Source organism: Parvibaculum sp. (assembly GCF_039973015.1).
GTDB lineage: Bacteria > Pseudomonadota > Alphaproteobacteria > Parvibaculales > Parvibaculaceae > Parvibaculum.
Window position 1 is genome coordinate 60,645 of sequence record NZ_JBDWLT010000007.1, and the last position, 15,322, is coordinate 75,966.

Annotated in this window: 12 protein-coding genes; 3 read left to right on the forward strand and 9 right to left on the reverse strand. The window is 59.4% G+C overall.

The window, feature by feature from the left end; genetic code table 11:
• Positions 1-141: 141 nt before the first annotated feature.
• The 8 genes from ABJO61_RS05010 to cysD form a co-directional block, all read right to left on the reverse strand.
• Positions 142-1,344, reverse strand: a complete 1,203-nt coding sequence (locus ABJO61_RS05010) for an acetyl-CoA acetyltransferase (protein ID WP_348323087.1) — start codon at positions 1,342-1,344, stop codon at positions 142-144.
• A gap of 12 nt (positions 1,345-1,356) precedes the next feature.
• Complete coding sequence (locus ABJO61_RS05015) at positions 1,357-2,865, reverse strand: 3-oxoacyl-[acyl-carrier-protein] synthase III C-terminal domain-containing protein (RefSeq protein WP_348323088.1); 1,509 nt, start codon at positions 2,863-2,865, stop codon at positions 1,357-1,359.
• A 116-nt stretch (positions 2,866-2,981) separates the two neighbouring features.
• Positions 2,982-4,262, reverse strand: coding sequence for a tetratricopeptide repeat protein (locus tag ABJO61_RS05020; protein WP_348323089.1), 1,281 nt, complete (start codon positions 4,260-4,262; stop codon positions 2,982-2,984).
• Between the two features lie 155 nt (positions 4,263-4,417).
• Positions 4,418-6,241 (reverse strand): glutamine--fructose-6-phosphate transaminase (isomerizing), encoded by a 1,824-nt coding sequence (glmS, locus tag ABJO61_RS05025; RefSeq protein WP_348323090.1) that lies wholly within the window; start codon positions 6,239-6,241, stop codon positions 4,418-4,420.
• 2 nt (positions 6,242-6,243) lie between these two features.
• Positions 6,244-7,605 (reverse strand): bifunctional UDP-N-acetylglucosamine diphosphorylase/glucosamine-1-phosphate N-acetyltransferase GlmU, encoded by a 1,362-nt coding sequence (glmU, locus tag ABJO61_RS05030; protein WP_348323091.1) that lies wholly within the window; start codon positions 7,603-7,605, stop codon positions 6,244-6,246.
• A 127-nt stretch (positions 7,606-7,732) separates the two neighbouring features.
• A complete protein-coding gene (gene galE / locus ABJO61_RS05035; protein ID WP_348323092.1) occupies positions 7,733-8,719 on the reverse strand; it encodes a UDP-glucose 4-epimerase GalE in 987 nt (328 codons plus the stop codon).
• A 34-nt stretch (positions 8,720-8,753) separates the two neighbouring features.
• Positions 8,754-10,673, reverse strand: coding sequence for an adenylyl-sulfate kinase (cysC, locus tag ABJO61_RS05040; protein WP_348323093.1), 1,920 nt, complete (start codon positions 10,671-10,673; stop codon positions 8,754-8,756).
• 13 nt (positions 10,674-10,686) lie between these two features.
• Complete coding sequence (gene cysD, locus ABJO61_RS05045; RefSeq protein ID WP_348323094.1) at positions 10,687-11,481, reverse strand: sulfate adenylyltransferase subunit CysD; 795 nt, start codon at positions 11,479-11,481, stop codon at positions 10,687-10,689.
• A gap of 758 nt (positions 11,482-12,239) precedes the next feature.
• On the opposite strand from cysD, the gene ABJO61_RS05050 reads away from it, so the two are divergent.
• Entirely contained in the window at positions 12,240-12,884 is a 645-nt protein-coding gene (locus tag ABJO61_RS05050) for a carbonic anhydrase (protein WP_348323095.1), read from the forward strand.
• A 144-nt stretch (positions 12,885-13,028) separates the two neighbouring features.
• Here the strand turns inward: ABJO61_RS05050 and ABJO61_RS05055 are convergent, their stop codons facing one another.
• Positions 13,029-13,973 (reverse strand): helix-turn-helix domain-containing protein, encoded by a 945-nt coding sequence (locus ABJO61_RS05055; protein WP_348323096.1) that lies wholly within the window; start codon positions 13,971-13,973, stop codon positions 13,029-13,031.
• A gap of 380 nt (positions 13,974-14,353) precedes the next feature.
• Here ABJO61_RS05055 and ABJO61_RS05060 point away from each other — a divergent pair, with 380 nt between their 5' ends.
• Both ABJO61_RS05060 and rnk read left to right on the forward strand, forming a co-directional pair.
• Positions 14,354-14,869 (forward strand): GreA/GreB family elongation factor, encoded by a 516-nt coding sequence (locus ABJO61_RS05060; RefSeq protein ID WP_348323097.1) that lies wholly within the window; start codon positions 14,354-14,356, stop codon positions 14,867-14,869.
• Positions 14,869-15,288: a nucleoside diphosphate kinase regulator gene (rnk, locus tag ABJO61_RS05065; protein ID WP_348323098.1), complete on the forward strand. Its 420-nt coding sequence runs from the start codon at positions 14,869-14,871 to the stop codon at positions 15,286-15,288. The genes ABJO61_RS05060 and rnk overlap by 1 nt, the downstream gene beginning before the upstream one ends.
• The last annotated feature ends 34 nt before the right edge of the window (positions 15,289-15,322 follow it).

The following is a 15,322-nucleotide window of genomic DNA, read 5'->3' on the forward strand; positions in this document are numbered from 1 at the left end:
GAGACGGGCTCCGGCCCCGAACAGGGAAAGAACGGACGGAATCGGGCGGGCCACCCGGTTTCGGGAGGCGATGTTAGGGAGAACAAAGGCATAAAAAAGGCCGGGATTCTGCCCCGGCCTTCTTCATGATTTTTCGTGCCCTCAGACCCCGTGAGCCCCAACGATGGTGACCGAGCAGACGTTCTGCGACGGAGCGCCGCCAAGATTGTGAGTCATGCCAATCTTCGGGTTTGCAAGCTGGCGCTCGCCTGCCCGGCCCTGAAGCTGCAGATACATCTCATAGGCCATCCGAAGGCCAGAAGCGCCAATAGGATGGCCAAAGCACTTCAGGCCTCCATCGATCTGACAGGGAATCTTGCCGTCTGCGTCATAGAAGCCGTCCATGACGTCTTTAACCGCGCCCCCCTCCGGTGAGATGAAGAGGTCTTCCATGGTCACGAGTTCGGTGATCGAGAAACAGTCATGCACTTCCATCATGCTGACCTGCTCGCGCGGATTGTCGATGCCCGCCTCCTTGTAGGCCTTTTTGGCCGCAATGCGGGCGGTATGGAAATAGCTTCCATCCCAACTGTTGTGCTGGCTTTCAAGCCCGTTCGACACCGAAAGCTGCATGGCCTTCACGGTCACGATGTCTTTCTTGCCCATTGCCTTGGCGATTTCCGGCGTTGTGACGATAGCCGCCGCTGCACCATCCGACACGCCGCAGCAGTCGAACAGACCGAGAGGCTCGGCAATCATCGGTGCGCCCATGACCTGAGCCTCGGTCACCTCATTGCGGAGATGGGCCTTAGGGTTCTTGGCGCCGTTCGCATGGCTCTTCACCGACACATGCGCAATGGCGCGCTTGAGGTCATCCTTGTTGACGCCATGCTTCGCACGATAGGCCGAAGCAAGCTGGGCGAAATTACCCGGAGCGGAGCCCGACGGCGACCACTGCGGATTGAGCGTTCCCATATTTCCGACAGGAAGACCGCCATAGCCTGTGTCCTTGAGTTTCTCGACGCCAACCGCAAGGGCGATGTCCGCCGCCCCCGAGGCCACCGCATAAACCGCGCCACGCAGCGCTTCCGAGCCCGAAGCACAGAAGTTTTCAACACGCGTCACCGCAATATTGGGAAGACGCAGAGCGAGCGAAAGCGGTGTGCCCCCCTTCCCCGTTCCGATATCGTCGATATGCGTGGAAAACCATGCGGCATCGAGTTGCGTAGGCTCGACGCCCGCGTCCTGCATGGCTTCGAGATAGGCTTCCACCATCAGTTCTTCAGGGCCGGCGTCCCAGCGTTCGCCGAACTTTGAGCAACCCATGCCGAGGATCGCGACCTTGTCCTTGATACCTGCTGCCATGTTCGTTCCTCCTTATTCGGCCGCCTGGCCCGTTTGTGATTTTGCCGAGCTTGAAACAACAGGAACCGCCTTCCAGAAATAGCGGCGGAAACCGCGCTTTTCATCGAACTCCTTGATCCGGAATACGAGCTTCACCTCCATACCGGAATCGACCGTTCCAGCCTCCACGTCGGTGAAATCCATCATGATCCGCCCGCCTTCTTCGAACACCACCATGCCGTAGTGGTTAGGCGGATTCATGCTGAAGGACAGGAAATCCGCCGACCAGGAGAGGATCTTGGCCTTCTTCTCGGCGAACTTGTACGGCTCCTGCGTATCGACCGTGTGCTTGTTCGGGTTGACCGAGATACGGGAGCGCGGGAACTGAACGACACCTGTCTCGGTGCAACGGCCACCCACAAGCCCCATCAGCATGTCTTCGTTGCGGTAGAGCGTGGTGAGCGCGGTCTTCTTGTCCTGCTCGGCGCGCATACCGCGTTCCCATTCGATCAAACCGTTGAAGGTGAGGAACTTCATGTAGTTCGTCTCTTCGGTCCGCTCTGCAAGGGAGCCCACGATGCCGCGCTTGCTCGCCTGGCTCGAAATCTTGTCCGTCACCTCAAAAACGAGCGCATCACAGCCGCCACCGAAATGGAGCACCATCAACTTGTCGCCGGGCTTCGCCTCGGTCTGAAGCGTATGAACCAGCATGACGAGGGAATGCGCCGCGCCGGTTTCGCCGCAATTGGCCGCAAGCGTATCTCGAACCGCCTCGGGATCGATGCCCGACCGTTTGGCCAGCTGCTGGGTAAACTTCGGACCAAAACTACACGGAAGAATGAAATGCTTGATATCACCAGCGCTTGTATTGGACTTCTCAAGTGCTGCCTTCACGGCCTTCGGGACAATCTTCGCAAACCCTTCATCGCGGATCCAGCGCTCTTCCCAGTTGTAGTCGAACTCTTCTGTGTCGCCGCGGAAATGGTCGACAAAATCTGTCGTCAGGCTCGCCCCCCCGAGATAGGCGGCAATGACATTGTCGGTGCCAACGGCGAGTGCGGCGGCGCCATCGCCGAAATCAAGCTCCTGCGCCGTGACGGCCTTTGTCTTGCGATGATCGGATGCGAGGACAAGAGCATTCCTGGCCTCACCCGCCTTGGCAGCTGAAAGTGCTTGCATGAGCGCCGAGGTGCCGGCCCGTTGCGTGGAGGCTACGTCGACCGCACGAACACTTTCATCAAGCGTCAACGCCGCGGAAATGATGCCGCTGTTCAGACGGTCCTTGAAGGGCATTGTCGTGGAGCCGAAATAGAGCGCATCCACATGGCTACGGTCGTCGTCGGGCCCAAGCAGGTCGCGGGCGGCCTCAACCGCCATCGTGACAGAGTCTTCGTCCCAATTTGCCATCGACCGTTCACCCTTCCCCTTGCCGAGGAAGTTTGGCGCGACCCAGGCATTTGCCTGGGCGATGGATTTCCGCTGAAGCCTGAGGCGCGGGATATAGCCGCCAAAAGCGGTCAATCCCACCATTTTCTGGGCCATTCGTCTCCCTTTCCGAACCGTCTGTTATTGTTCTTACAAGTTTACAGACGTTCGGAGGGCCCCGACAACCGCCACAACGCAGAGTGAAAAATGCTCAATCTACCGCTGCGTCAGATTCAACCATCGACGACAAAGCAGGCGATCTTGCGCCGCTCAAGTTGCTTGCAGACTGATTTGGCGTCGGCGATTTCAGAAAAAGCGCCTGCCTGTAACCGATAAAATATTCCTTTGGCTCCCAGATCTGCGCGCTGAATTGCCGGCGCCGCGGAGCCGAGGGCGGGCTTCGCGTCTGTCGGCAAATCATTCCATGCCTGCCTCGCCAGGGCCTCATCACGGAACGCACCGAGCTGGACGCGATAACGTGCCTCTCCTCCTGCAGAGCTTGCAGGAGCAATTCCGGCGAGCGGGAGAGGCCCTTTTTCCGGCACCGCCTCAGCAGGCCGCAGGGAGCCCGTTGTCAGCTCGCCCGGCGGCACCGTGCTCTCATCCGCAGTTACGTCCCGTTTCGTTTCCTCGTTTGCAAAGCGCGTCGCAGTTGTCCGCCACCCGCCAATACTGGCGACGCGAATGATCTGGCCCCGCTCCTGTCCGGAAGCAGCAGTCTGAAACGGCGACAATGCAGCCGGAACAACGCGAGGAGAGACAACAGCTCCAGATTCCGTTTTGTCCGCGGCGGCCAGCAGGGGGGAAATAGCATTGAGTTTGATTTCCGCAAGTTCGAACTCGGGATCGAGCTCAAGCGCGAGCTTCAAATCATCGGCCGCCAGTTCGATTCTGCCCTTCTGTTCCAGAGAAAGAGCCCGTCCGAACAGCGGCAGTTTGCGATCCCGGCCCGTCATATTGTCGATAGCAGCCGTGTAGTGCTGGATGGCGCCTTCATAGTCGCCGCGCCGCCGCTCGAGATTGGCGAGATTATGATAAGCGGCCGCATATGCCGGATTGAGGCGCACTGCCTCAAGATAATCGTGCTCGGCTTCGCTTTCCTGCCCCGTATTCGCGAGCGCTATGCCGCGATTGTAATATGCCTTCGGCAACACCTTCTCCGGCAGAGCGCCGCTGCCTATGGCCGCTGTATAATCCTCGATTGCCGCACTCTGCTGTCCGATCTTCTGGAACGCGACGCCGCGATGATGATAGGCAATCGCGCGTCCATCATCTGTCAGGCCGCCACTGTCGAGAGCGTTGGAAAATTTCATCGCTGCCTGATCATAAAGACCACGGTCGATGTAATCGACACCGGCTGTCATCAGTGCCTGCACATCAGCCGCCGCACTGTCCGCGCGAACGGGAGCCGGTGCAGCTGGAAGTGCAATGGCAAAAGCCGCAACGAGCATTGCAGTCGCCGCGTATCTCCTCGACATGTGACCCAAGCTGTTTGCTTCGATTAGACGCCGCATTACCCGGCCCTCCTCGAAAGGCGACAGCGATAAAACACATCAAAATCTATCACGGGCTGACAAACACCCGCGCCGGAGAGGATTTTGTTAAATAAAATCAAAGGATTACATGATCATTGGACGATCATGATGGGTCGTAAAATCGCGAATCGCGCTTATTCGACCGTCACCGATTTGGCCAGGTTCCGCGGCTGATCAACATCCGTGCCCTTCGAGACGGCCGTGTGATAGGCGAGAAGTTGCACCGGGATCGCATTGACAATAGGTGCGATAAGCGGATCGACAGCAGGCACCTCAATTGTTGCCCAAAGCCCCTCGCCTGCCCTCGCGATACCTTCCTTGTCGGCGATGAGGACAACATGCCCGCCCCTCGCAATCACTTCCTGCATGTTCGAAATGGTCTTCTCGAACAGACTATCGACCGGGGAAATCACGACGACCGGAACTTCTTCGTCGATAAGGGCGATGGGCCCGTGCTTTAGCTCACCCGCAGCATAGCCTTCCGCATGGATATAAGAAATTTCCTTGAGCTTCAGCGCGCCTTCAAGTGCGATTGGATAGTTATGCCCGCGGCCCAGATAGAGCACATCCCGTGCTTTGGCCAGATCGGCACTCAATGTCTGGATATGTTCGTCGCTTCCGAGCGCCTCCGCCACTTGGCGCGGCACCTCAAGCAGGGTGCGCACAAGGCGGCTCTCATCTGCCGTCGCAATAGCACCGCGCGCAAGCCCCGTCCGGACAGCAAGAATGGCAAGGGTCGTGAGCTGGCAGGTGAACGCCTTGGTCGAAGCGACGCCGATTTCCGGTCCGGCGAAAGTCGGCATGATCACGTCGGAAGCGCGCGCGATCGAGGACTCGGTCACATTCACGACCGAGAGAATCTTCTGGCCCTGGTCTTTGCAATACTGGAGCGCCGCGAGCGTATCCGCCGTTTCGCCGGATTGCGAAATGAAGATGGCAAGCCCGCCTTCAGGAAGTGCAGCTTCGCGGTAGCGAAACTCCGAGGCGATATCGACCTCAACGGATACCCGGGCATATTTTTCGAACCAGTATTTGGCGACAAGCCCCGCATAGTAAGCGGTTCCGCAAGCGATGATCGTAACGCGCGGCACCGACGCAAGGTCTACCGGCAATGCAATGTTCCGCAACTTGTCGTTCAGCGGGTCGATATACTCCGACAATGTGTGGCCGATCACCTCAGGCTGTTCGAAGATTTCCTTCGCCATGAAGTGCCGGTGATTACCCTTGTCGACAAGCGCTGCCGAAACATCCGTGATCTTGACGGCGCGTTTGACCTCATGTCCGTCTGCGTCGCGTATCGTCGCGCTGCTACGCGTGATCTCGACCCTGTCTCCTTCTTCCAGGAAGGTGACGCGGTTCGTCATCGGGGCAAGAGCGAATGCGTCGGAACCGAGATACATCGCATCGACACCGTAGCCGATGGCAAGCGGGCTGCCCCGCCGTGCCCCGATCATGAGCTCTTCTTCGCCGCGGAAGATGATCCCGAGCGCGAAAGCACCCTCAAGTTCGGCGATTGCTTTCGCCGCCGCCACGCGCGGTGACAATCCAGCATCGAGATAGTGCGTCACGAGATGCGCGATGACCTCGCTATCCGTCTCCGTCGCAAAAACCGCACCGTCAGCTGCAAGCCGCTCCCGCAGTTCCCGGAAGTTCTCGATAATGCCGTTGTGAACGATAGCCACGCGATCCGTCGCATGGGGATGTGCGTTGCGCTCCGTCGGCGCACCATGTGTAGCCCAACGGGTGTGACCAATGCCGATAGTGCCCTCAAGCGGAGAAGCTTCGAGCGCCTTTTCCAGATTGAAAAGTTTGCCTTCGGCACGCCTGCGCTCGATTTCACCATGCGAAAGCGTAGCGATGCCTGCGCTGTCATAGCCGCGATATTCAAGACGCTTGAGCGCCTCGAGGATAACTGGAGCAACGGGCTCCGTTCCGATGATTCCGACAATACCGCACATGATCAGTCGCCCGAGGATGCTTTCTTGATGCTTTCGTTCTTTGCACGAAATGCCGCCGCCCAGCCGGGCTTTTCCATTTGCCGCCCGCGCGCAACAGCGAGTGCATCGGTGGCCACACCCTTCGTTACAACACTACCGGAACCAACATAGGCGCCATCGCCAATCTTGACTGGCGCAACGAGCGACGAATTGGAGCCGATAAAGGCACCCGCTCCGATATCGGTGAAGAACTTGTTGTAACCGTCATAATTGCAGGTGATCGTGCCGGCACCGATATTCGCTCCAGCCCCAACCCTTGCATCGCCGATATAGGAGAGGTGGCTGACCTTCGCCCCCTCCTCGATCTTTGCTTTCTTGGTCTCCACGAAATTACCGATCTTGGCTTTACGGCCGATTTCAGTGCCGGGCCGAATGCGTGCGAAAGGGCCGATCTCCGCACTCTCCGAAACCGTCGCGCCTTCGAGATGAGAGAATGCCTTGATCGTGACGCCATCCGCGATATCGCAGCCAGGACCAAAAACCACATTTTGCCCGACCGTCACATCCCTGCCGAGTTTCGTATCGAAGCTGAGATAAACCGTCTCGGGATCGAGGAAGGTGACGCCCTCGGCCATGGCCTCGCCCCGCAGGCGCCGTTGCAGCGATGCCTCGGCAGATGCAAGATCGGCGCGGCTGTTTACGCCCTGTATGTCCGCTTCCGGACAGGTAACGCAGATGCAGTCGATACCTGCGTCCCGGCCAAGTGCGACGAGATCGGTCAGGTAATACTCGCCCTGCGCATTATCATTGCCAAGCCCTTCGAGAAGTTCGCCGAATTGCGCGGCGGGGACCGCCATGGGTCCGCCGAAGCAAAGGGTGGTGCGGCGCTCCCCCTCACTCGCATCCTTGTGCTCGACGATCCGGCGCACTTGATTGCCCTCGAGTAACACACGGCCATAACCCGTCGGGTCGGCAGCTTCGAAACCGAGGATAACGATGCTTCCACTTCTACGGCAGGCATCGGCCATATTTTCGAGTGTTTCAGCACGCACAAGCGGCGTATCGCCAAAGACGACCAAAACAACGCCGTCCGAACTGTGAAGCACCGGCAAGGCAGTCCGGGCGGCGTCGCCCGTACCAAGCTGTTTCTGCTGAGCAACAACGGCGATATCGGGTCGTACGCTGCAGGCATACCCGGAAACCCGGTCCATATCCGGACCGACCACCAGGACCGTACGCGTATCGCCCCCGAAGCGCGTATTCGCGAGCACGTGCCCGAGCATCGGACGGCCCGCAATTTCGTGCAGCACCTTCGGCAGACGAGATTTCATGCGGGTACCTTTGCCCGCCGCCAGAATGACGGTGCTTAGGGCGTTCGACGTCATGGCCTCGTTCAGTCTCCGTGTTGCATGATTTTCACGCAGGAATGTGCATCGCCGGCGCCGCCGCCGGAAATAAATTTATGTTTCGCTATGTTGCCCTGATTCATTCAGGAAGAGGTTAAGGAAAATCTCAGTGATTGCGCTCGCCGAGCCGCTTCTCCCAGGCCAGCGCATGGGCAACGATCTTGTCCAGGTCGTCATGAGCCGGCTGCCAGCCCAGCATCCTCTTGACCAGGCTCGGGTCCGACACGATGGATGCCGGATCGCCCGCGCGGCGAGGCGCCTGCCTGACCTCAAAGGGATGGCCCGCTGCTCTCTCGACGGCCTCCAGAACATCGCGAACAGAAAAGCCATGACCATAGCCGCAATTGGCGACAAGGCTGTCTCCGCCCTTGCGAAGATAGTGGAGCGCGGCGGTATGAGCGGCGGCAAGATCGCTGACATGAATATAGTCGCGAATGCAGGTACCGTCCGGCGTCGGATAGTCATCGCCGAAAACCTCGATATGAGACCTCTGGCCAAGGGCCGTCTGACACGCAACCTTGATGAGATGCGTCGCGTTTGCTGTTGATTGTCCGACACGGCCTTTCGGGTCCGCACCGGCTACGTTGAAGTAGCGCAGCGCGGCATAGGTCATGTCGTGAGCGGCGGCCACGTCCTGCAGCATCCATTCCGTCATGAGCTTGGAGCGCCCATATGGCGACATCGGCTTCAGGGCGGCGTCTTCGGTTGCGGGCGAAACGTCGAGCATTCCATAGACGGCCGCAGTCGAGGAAAAGATAAAATGACGGATACCGTTCACCACGCACCGCTCAATCAGTGTGCGCGATTTGGCCGTGTTGTTCAGGTAATATTTCAGCGGATCGCTGACGGATTCCGGGACGACGATAGAGCCCGCAAAGTGGATGACCGCCTCGACGGCATGATCTCGCAATATGCCGTCGAGCAAATCCGTGTCGGCGATATCCCCGGTATGGAGCGTCGCAGCATCCTGAACCGCCCAGTCGAACCCCGTCGAGAGGTTGTCGAGAACGACGACCTCCTCGCCCGCGCCGAGAAGGTCGATGACGGCATGGCTGCCTATATAGCCCGCGCCGCCAGTTACCAGAATGCTCATGGCTCACCCTATCCGAATGGAAATACAGGCGAGCTTATACCTTGAATTTCGTCTCCACATAGTTGACGAGCATCGCAACGGATTCATCTACCGGCATCGACGACGTGTCGACCACCATTTCAGGCGTTTCAGGCGCTTCATAGGGGGCAGAAATGCCCGTGAAATCCTTGATTTCGCCTGCTCGGGCCTTCTTGTAGAGCCCCTTCGGATCGCGCGCCTCGCAAGTCGCGACATCGGCATCCACATAGATTTCGTGGAAGTCCTTGCCTGACGCCTCACGCGCACGGTCCCGGTCCGAACGATAAGGCGAGATGAAGGATGTGATGACGATGACGCCCGCGCGAGCGAACAGTGCCGCCACTTCGCCGACCCGGCGAATATTTTCAGCGCGGTCTTCCGGCGAAAAGCTCAGATTCGCATTGAGCCCGTGGCGAACATTATCCCCGTCCAGCACATAGACATTATATCCCTTCTCGAAGAGCTTCTGCTCAAGCGCCACAGCCACGGTCGACTTGCCAGCCCCCGAGAGACCCGTGAACCAGAGGACGCCCCCCTTGTGACCATTTCGGAAGATACGCTGCTCGGCAGTCACGCCGTGCTCGACGCGCGTAATATTGGTCGAGCGGGAGGTGATGAGGTCGCGCTGGTCGGCATAACCCTCCATCGAGATAATGCCGCCGCCGGCAATGTCGTATTTGTCGATAAGGACAAACCGGCCGGTTTTCGGCGCTTCGTTGAACTCGTCAAGCGCCAGCATCCGGCGCGCGCGCAACACAACTTCAGCAACCTGATTGCGCTCGACCGCGTTGGACGACGCATTCGAAAGGTCGCTCGTGTCGATGATGCTTTCAATCGACTGAACGGTAACCGGCGCCTCAAGCGTACCAAGCTTGATACGGTAGCTTTTGCCCTTGGTCATGGGCTCATGACCAAGCCAGAAAATCCGGGCGCGGAACACATCCGTCTCGATGGGCGAGCTTTCAGCATGACTGATCAGCTCGCCACGCTCGACGAAAATCTGCTCATCAAGCGTGATGCCGACGCACTGTCCCGCCACGCCTTCTGTTGGCGGCTGATTGCCGGGCACGGTCGACCAGTATTCGATCGACTTGACCTTGGCTTTCTTGTTCGACGGCGAGAAGACGATTTCGTCACCGACCGAGAAACGGCCCTCCTCGATACGGCCTGCGATGATGCGGCGGTGGTCGAATTTGTAGATGTCCTGCACCGGAAGACGCAGCGGGCGATCGATGGGCGATGCGTTCGGCATGAAGCTGTCGAGCGCTTTTACGACCGTCGGCCCCTTGTACCAGGGCATCTTGTCGGACTCGTTGACGATGAAATCGCCCTGACGCGCCGAAACCGGAATGACGAAGGTGGGCGTTACGCCGATGGAAGTAAGGTAGTCGCGATATTCCTGTTCGATCAGATCGAATTGATCCTTCTCGTAGTCGATCAGGTCCATCTTGTTGACCGCCACCGCAACCTGGCGAATGCCGAGAAGATGCAGCAGGTAGCCATGACGGCGCGACTGCTCGCGCACACCTTCGGCAGCATCGATAATGAGGAGCGCCGCATCGGACTGCGCCGCGCCCGTGATCATGTTCTTCAGAAATTCCTTGTGACCCGGCGCATCGATGATCGTGTAATCGCGCGCATCGGTCTTGAACCAGATCTGGCTGGTGTCGATGGTGATGCCCTGATCGCGCTCCGCCTGAAGCGCGTCCATGAGAAAGGCCCACTCGAAAGGCACACCGCGACGCTCGCACATGGCTTTAATGGACTCATACTTGCCATCCGGCAGCGAGCCCGTATCGTGGAACATACGGCCGACAAGCGTGGACTTACCGTGATCGACATGGCCGACGATGACGATGCGCAGCAGATCACGCGCAGAGGCGGGATTCTGGTTCACGGCGGCAAGCCTCACCTTGGCTTCAGATGCTTCAGGCATATGCGGAACTCCCTTACAGATAGCCGTCGGCACGGAGACGCTCGAAAGCATCTTCCGACTCGTGGTCCATGGCGCGTCCGGAACGCTCGGAGATTCTGGTCGTCCGCAGTTCCTCGATGATTTCCTCAATAGTCGTGGCTGTGCTCGCGACCGGTGAGGTGATGTCCTTGTCGCCGAGCGAACGGTAACGCTTGCCGTCCTGGGCGAAGTAAAGCGGGATCGTCGGTATCTGCTCCCGCAGCGTGTAGAGCCAGATGTCGATCTCGGTCCAGTGCAGCAAAGGATGCACACGGATATGCGTTCCCGGCGGGAAGTCGGTCTTGAACTGGTCCCAGAATTCAGGCGGCTGATCCTTGAAGTCCCATTGGCCGGTCGCGCCGCGCGGGCTGAAAACGCGCTCCTTGGCGCGGGTTGCCTCTTCGTCGCGCCGGATGCCCGCGAAGAGCGCATTGAACTTGTGCTTTTCGATCGCCTTTTTGAGACCGGCGGTCTTGCGCGCTGCGGAACGGGCGGCCGGCGGCAGCGTGTCGTCGATTTCCTCGATGGAGGGGCAGAGTTCGCGAATGAAGTTCAGGTTCCACTCCGCTGCATAGCGGTCACGGAATTCGTACATTTCCGGAAACTTCTTTTCCGTATCGACGTGCATGACCGGAAAAGGCACGTGTCCGAAAAACGCCTTGCGCGCCAGCCAGATCATCACGTTGGAGTCCTTGCCCAACGACCAGAGCATCGCGATGTTCTCGATACGGTTGAACGCTTCGCGAAAGATGAAAATGCTCTGGCTTTCGAGCTGATCGAGCCGATCCATGACTGCCTTCCTGCCCGGAAACGCATATCGTTTCCGTCACAAACCACATGAAAAAATCGGGATTAAAACACTAACCCCGTCACGGGTTGTGATTTAATCTCCCGTGACGGTCAATGCAAGTCCGAACTGCGTACAAATGACGAAGCCTGCGCCCCGAATAAAGCAAAAACCTAGCGGCGGGAGTACCCGTTTTCGCGTCCGAAAGGCTTGCCGCAACGCGCCGCTGGCACATATCTGTCCGCAGTACGCCGGATTGGCCGGAGCCGTGCGGAGGAGATGCTCCTGCTCCCCCCGTCAAGCTTTCCCATTAACGCGTCGATGCGCTCTCTCATCTCACGCTCTGTCCGTGCTTGCTCCATTTCCCGCTGATTCCTGCGGCTGCTGACTTGCAACGCAGTGAGAACCACAACCAGAAAGATCAGCCCGCCAATGGAAATCAGGGTCTCCAGGGACATATTCCCAAGGAGTTCAGCAACCGGCATATCGTTCCCCATCCAAATCATCCAGCGCGGCCCCTCGCGCGCCCTTCGCAGACTCTATGCAGATTTCGGGCCTTTTCCAGTGCATTGAAGCACCAGCGTAAAGGGAAAGAGACGCAGGATAACCGCGGCTAAATTTGAGGCAAGTGACGACGATTTAAGCAGGAAAGTTCCAGAAAAGTGCCTCCATACCTTGCAAAGAGCCGCTTCCGCCAGAGGCGGAGCTTGTGTATGTAAGCCACCAGCAGCCTAACGAGAGACAGACGGGGACGGACGGATATGGACAAAGCCATCGACAGCCTGATCGCCGGATACCGCGCCTTCCGCCAGGGCCAATATCGCCAGAATGAGGAGCGATATCAGGCACTTGCGGCAAAGCGGCAGCAGCCCAAGGCCCTCGTCATCGCCTGTTGCGACAGCCGCACGGACCCCGCCATGGTGTTCCAGTCCGACCCCGGCGAGCTTTTCGTGGTGCGCAACGTAGCCAATCTGGTGCCGCCCTATGAGCCCGACAGCCACTACCACGGCACCAGCGCGGCCCTGGAATTCGGCGTAAAATCCTTGGAAATCAAGGATGTAATCGTGATGGGCCATGCTGGCTGCGGCGGTATCGAGGCGCTCTATGAGGGCGCGAAAGGCAATCCGCCGCCCGGCGACTTTGTCCCCCACTGGATCTCGCTCGCCGAAGACATCGCGGAGCAAGTCACTGATAAACATGGCGATCTGGAACGGCACGCGGCGCTGAGGCTGATGGAACAACGCGCCGTGGTCGCATCACTCGACCGCCTGCGCACCTTCCCCTTCATCGAAGAACGCGAAAACCGTGGCGAACTCCGGCTACATGGCTGGTTCTACGGCATCGGCACAGGCCTCCTGTCGATCTACAATCCGGACACGGACCGCTTTGTCGACGTGACGGAGTAACCGTCACAATTCGGAGGTGGCGGAAAACCGCCATCGTTCCGCACCCGGATTTCACTGTCACGGTAACGTCACAAAACCGTCAAAGAAGACGGACTTGTCCCCGGAGCGAGGACAAGTGACCGCCCGTCGGCAGCCATCCAAAAATCAGGAACAGCTCGCGGGACGCTCGCCGCTGACATAGTCGCGGAAGACCCAACCGCCCGTCCCGTCCTCTCGCTTCACCTCGCGCCAGTAATCCGTGCTGTCATGAGCGAGAAGCGCAACGCGCTCGCATGAATTGAGGACGCCGACGGCTTGTCCCCCATTATCGGGCTTCGAGCGGATATAGACGCTGCCGGTCGCAAAATGCGGATCGCCCAAGGAAGAAATATTGTCCCCGGTTTCTTCTGCGTCGGATATGGCGCTTGCAGGCGCCGAAACGGTTGCAGTCTCCACAGGCGAGTCCGCCCCGGATACTCCCGACACGGACGGGTTTTCGGATGTCACCGAAACACCACCCCCGCGCACAGCGCCGGTCGCCGGAGCAAAGGAGGCCTGCTGGACAGTGGCGGCGGCAGCCCCGTCCGCCCGGACGCGGGAGGTCATGTCTGTCAGTTCAGGCTTCGCATTTCTCACATGCATCGTTGGAAGTATCTCGTTGCCCCTTGCCGGCGCGGCCTGCGCCACCGGCCTCGCATCCATTGAGGCGACCGCAATATCGCCGGACGGCGTATCGACGTCGACGATCAGAGAAGCTGCGAATAGAAGGCCGAGAACGATGCCGCCGCCAACCCAGGCAACGCGCTTTCCCGACACGTTGGTCCACGGAATTTCCGGTTCGGAATAATCGGCCCGCTCGATCGTCTCGTGCACTTCTTCGCCGAGGCGCGAGAGCGGCTGGTCGACATCCACATCGAGATACTTTGCATAGGCACGCGTGAAACCGACCGTCTGCGGCAGCGCAGGCAGGAGCTCGAACTGCCCCGCCTCTATCGCCTGAAGATAGATCGGCCTGACGCGGATCGCGTCGGCTATGTCCTTGAGGGTCAGCCCCGCAGCCTGACGGGCATCGCGAAGGGTCTGGCCTATTTCCTCTTTGTGTCGTGTCATCCGGTTGTCCTGCCGTTCCGACATTTCGCAAGGGAGGCTAGCCCCTCAGCGTTAACAATTGTGTATCATTTTGTCCTTCATTGAATGATGACAGACCGAAATTTGCTCCGGTGTGTCGCCATTCCACGACAATGCCGAAATGGAATTCGGCCTGGAGACTGCGGCTTTCCGCGCCTTTGACAAAAGATGCCCAAAGGCTAAGCTCTCTTCCATGCGAAGCTCGATTGTACGCCACTTCCTGACGCCGGGTACGTTGCTCGCGGGACATTGACCCCGGGCCGACGCCGCTCCCTTGCGCGCGAAGTCCGGGGTAAAGCCTCACTCCATTCCCTGAAAATCTGACGGCAGGCCCAAGGTTCTGCCGCAATGAGGATCCCGCAATGTCCATGCGCGACAACGGCGCCACGCGCCTGCGTTCCCTTCACCCTGCCCCGGCTCCGGCCACGGCGCCCGGCGGCGGCAATCGGCCCCAGCTGGGCCTTCACGATTATGGCCGGCTGGAGGTAGCCGCCTTCGAGGAGCTCGACATGCTGAGCCCCATGCGGCCCCGCATCGCGGCGCTGCTGACCGAAGCCAGAGTTGTGCCTTCGGCCGAAATTCCCGAGGACGTCATCACGCTTGGCACGACGGTGCGCTACCGCGTGGATGGGGACCGCCTCGAACGGCGGCTCCTGACGCTTGGCCGCCAGCATGTGCCGAACGGACAGTATGTGAGCGTCCTGACGCCGGTGGGCCTGGCGCTCCTCGGGCGCAAGCCCGGCGAATTGGTGGAAGCCGAAACCTTCGATGGCGGCAAACTCCGCATCGCGATTGCCTCGGTCGAACACCAGCCGGAAGCGGAAGCCCGCGCCCGGATGCCGGATGGGCCGGACGACAACGGACCGGAGGCAGCGTGATGGCGGCGATAGAACAGGCGGCAATCGCCGCCACCAGCCTCCCGCCCATCATCGTGGCGGAGGAGCAGTTCGAGGAACTTTCAACAGTCGCCGAACAGCTCGCCCATGCCATTCCAGAGGTGGGTCACTTCCTCGAACGCGAACTCGACCGCGCAAAACTGATGTCTCTCGCGCGGATGCCCGGTGACATCGTGACCGTCGGCTCGACGGTCGAATTCATCTTCGGGATGAAGGGGCGCGCCGAACGGCTGACGCTTGTCTATCCGGCGGGCGCAGTGGCCGAACACGGGTTCGTATCGCTCGCCTCGCCGGTGGGCGTTGCCCTGCTCGGCATGAAGGCGGGCAACACGATTTCGTGGAGCACGCGCTATGGCGACATGCGCTCGCTGAAGGTGCTCGCCATCGAGCACAAGCGATAAATGAAACGGGCGCGGCGTGAAAACGCTGCGCCCG

Excerpts from the sequence above, each read along its gene's own strand:
- ABJO61_RS05010 (WP_348323087.1), bottom strand. The coding sequence starts at position 1,344 with ATGGCAGCAGGTATCAAGGACAAGGTCGCGATCCTCGGCATGGGTTGC.
- ABJO61_RS05015 (WP_348323088.1), bottom strand. The coding sequence starts at position 2,865 with ATGGCCCAGAAAATGGTGGGATTGACCGCTTTTGGCGGCTATATCCCG.
- ABJO61_RS05020 (WP_348323089.1), bottom strand. The coding sequence starts at position 4,262 with ATGCGGCGTCTAATCGAAGCAAACAGCTTGGGTCACATGTCGAGGAGA.
- glmS (WP_348323090.1), bottom strand. The coding sequence starts at position 6,241 with ATGTGCGGTATTGTCGGAATCATCGGAACGGAGCCCGTTGCTCCAGTT.
- glmU (WP_348323091.1), bottom strand. The coding sequence starts at position 7,605 with ATGACGTCGAACGCCCTAAGCACCGTCATTCTGGCGGCGGGCAAAGGT.
- galE (WP_348323092.1), bottom strand. The coding sequence starts at position 8,719 with ATGAGCATTCTGGTAACTGGCGGCGCGGGCTATATAGGCAGCCATGCC.
- cysC (WP_348323093.1), bottom strand. The coding sequence starts at position 10,673 with ATGCCTGAAGCATCTGAAGCCAAGGTGAGGCTTGCCGCCGTGAACCAG.
- cysD (WP_348323094.1), bottom strand. The coding sequence starts at position 11,481 with ATGGATCGGCTCGATCAGCTCGAAAGCCAGAGCATTTTCATCTTTCGC.
- ABJO61_RS05050 (WP_348323095.1), top strand. The coding sequence starts at position 12,240 with ATGGACAAAGCCATCGACAGCCTGATCGCCGGATACCGCGCCTTCCGC.
- ABJO61_RS05055 (WP_348323096.1), bottom strand. The coding sequence starts at position 13,973 with ATGACACGACACAAAGAGGAAATAGGCCAGACCCTTCGCGATGCCCGT.
- ABJO61_RS05060 (WP_348323097.1), top strand. The coding sequence starts at position 14,354 with ATGTCCATGCGCGACAACGGCGCCACGCGCCTGCGTTCCCTTCACCCT.
- rnk (WP_348323098.1), top strand. The coding sequence starts at position 14,869 with ATGGCGGCGATAGAACAGGCGGCAATCGCCGCCACCAGCCTCCCGCCC.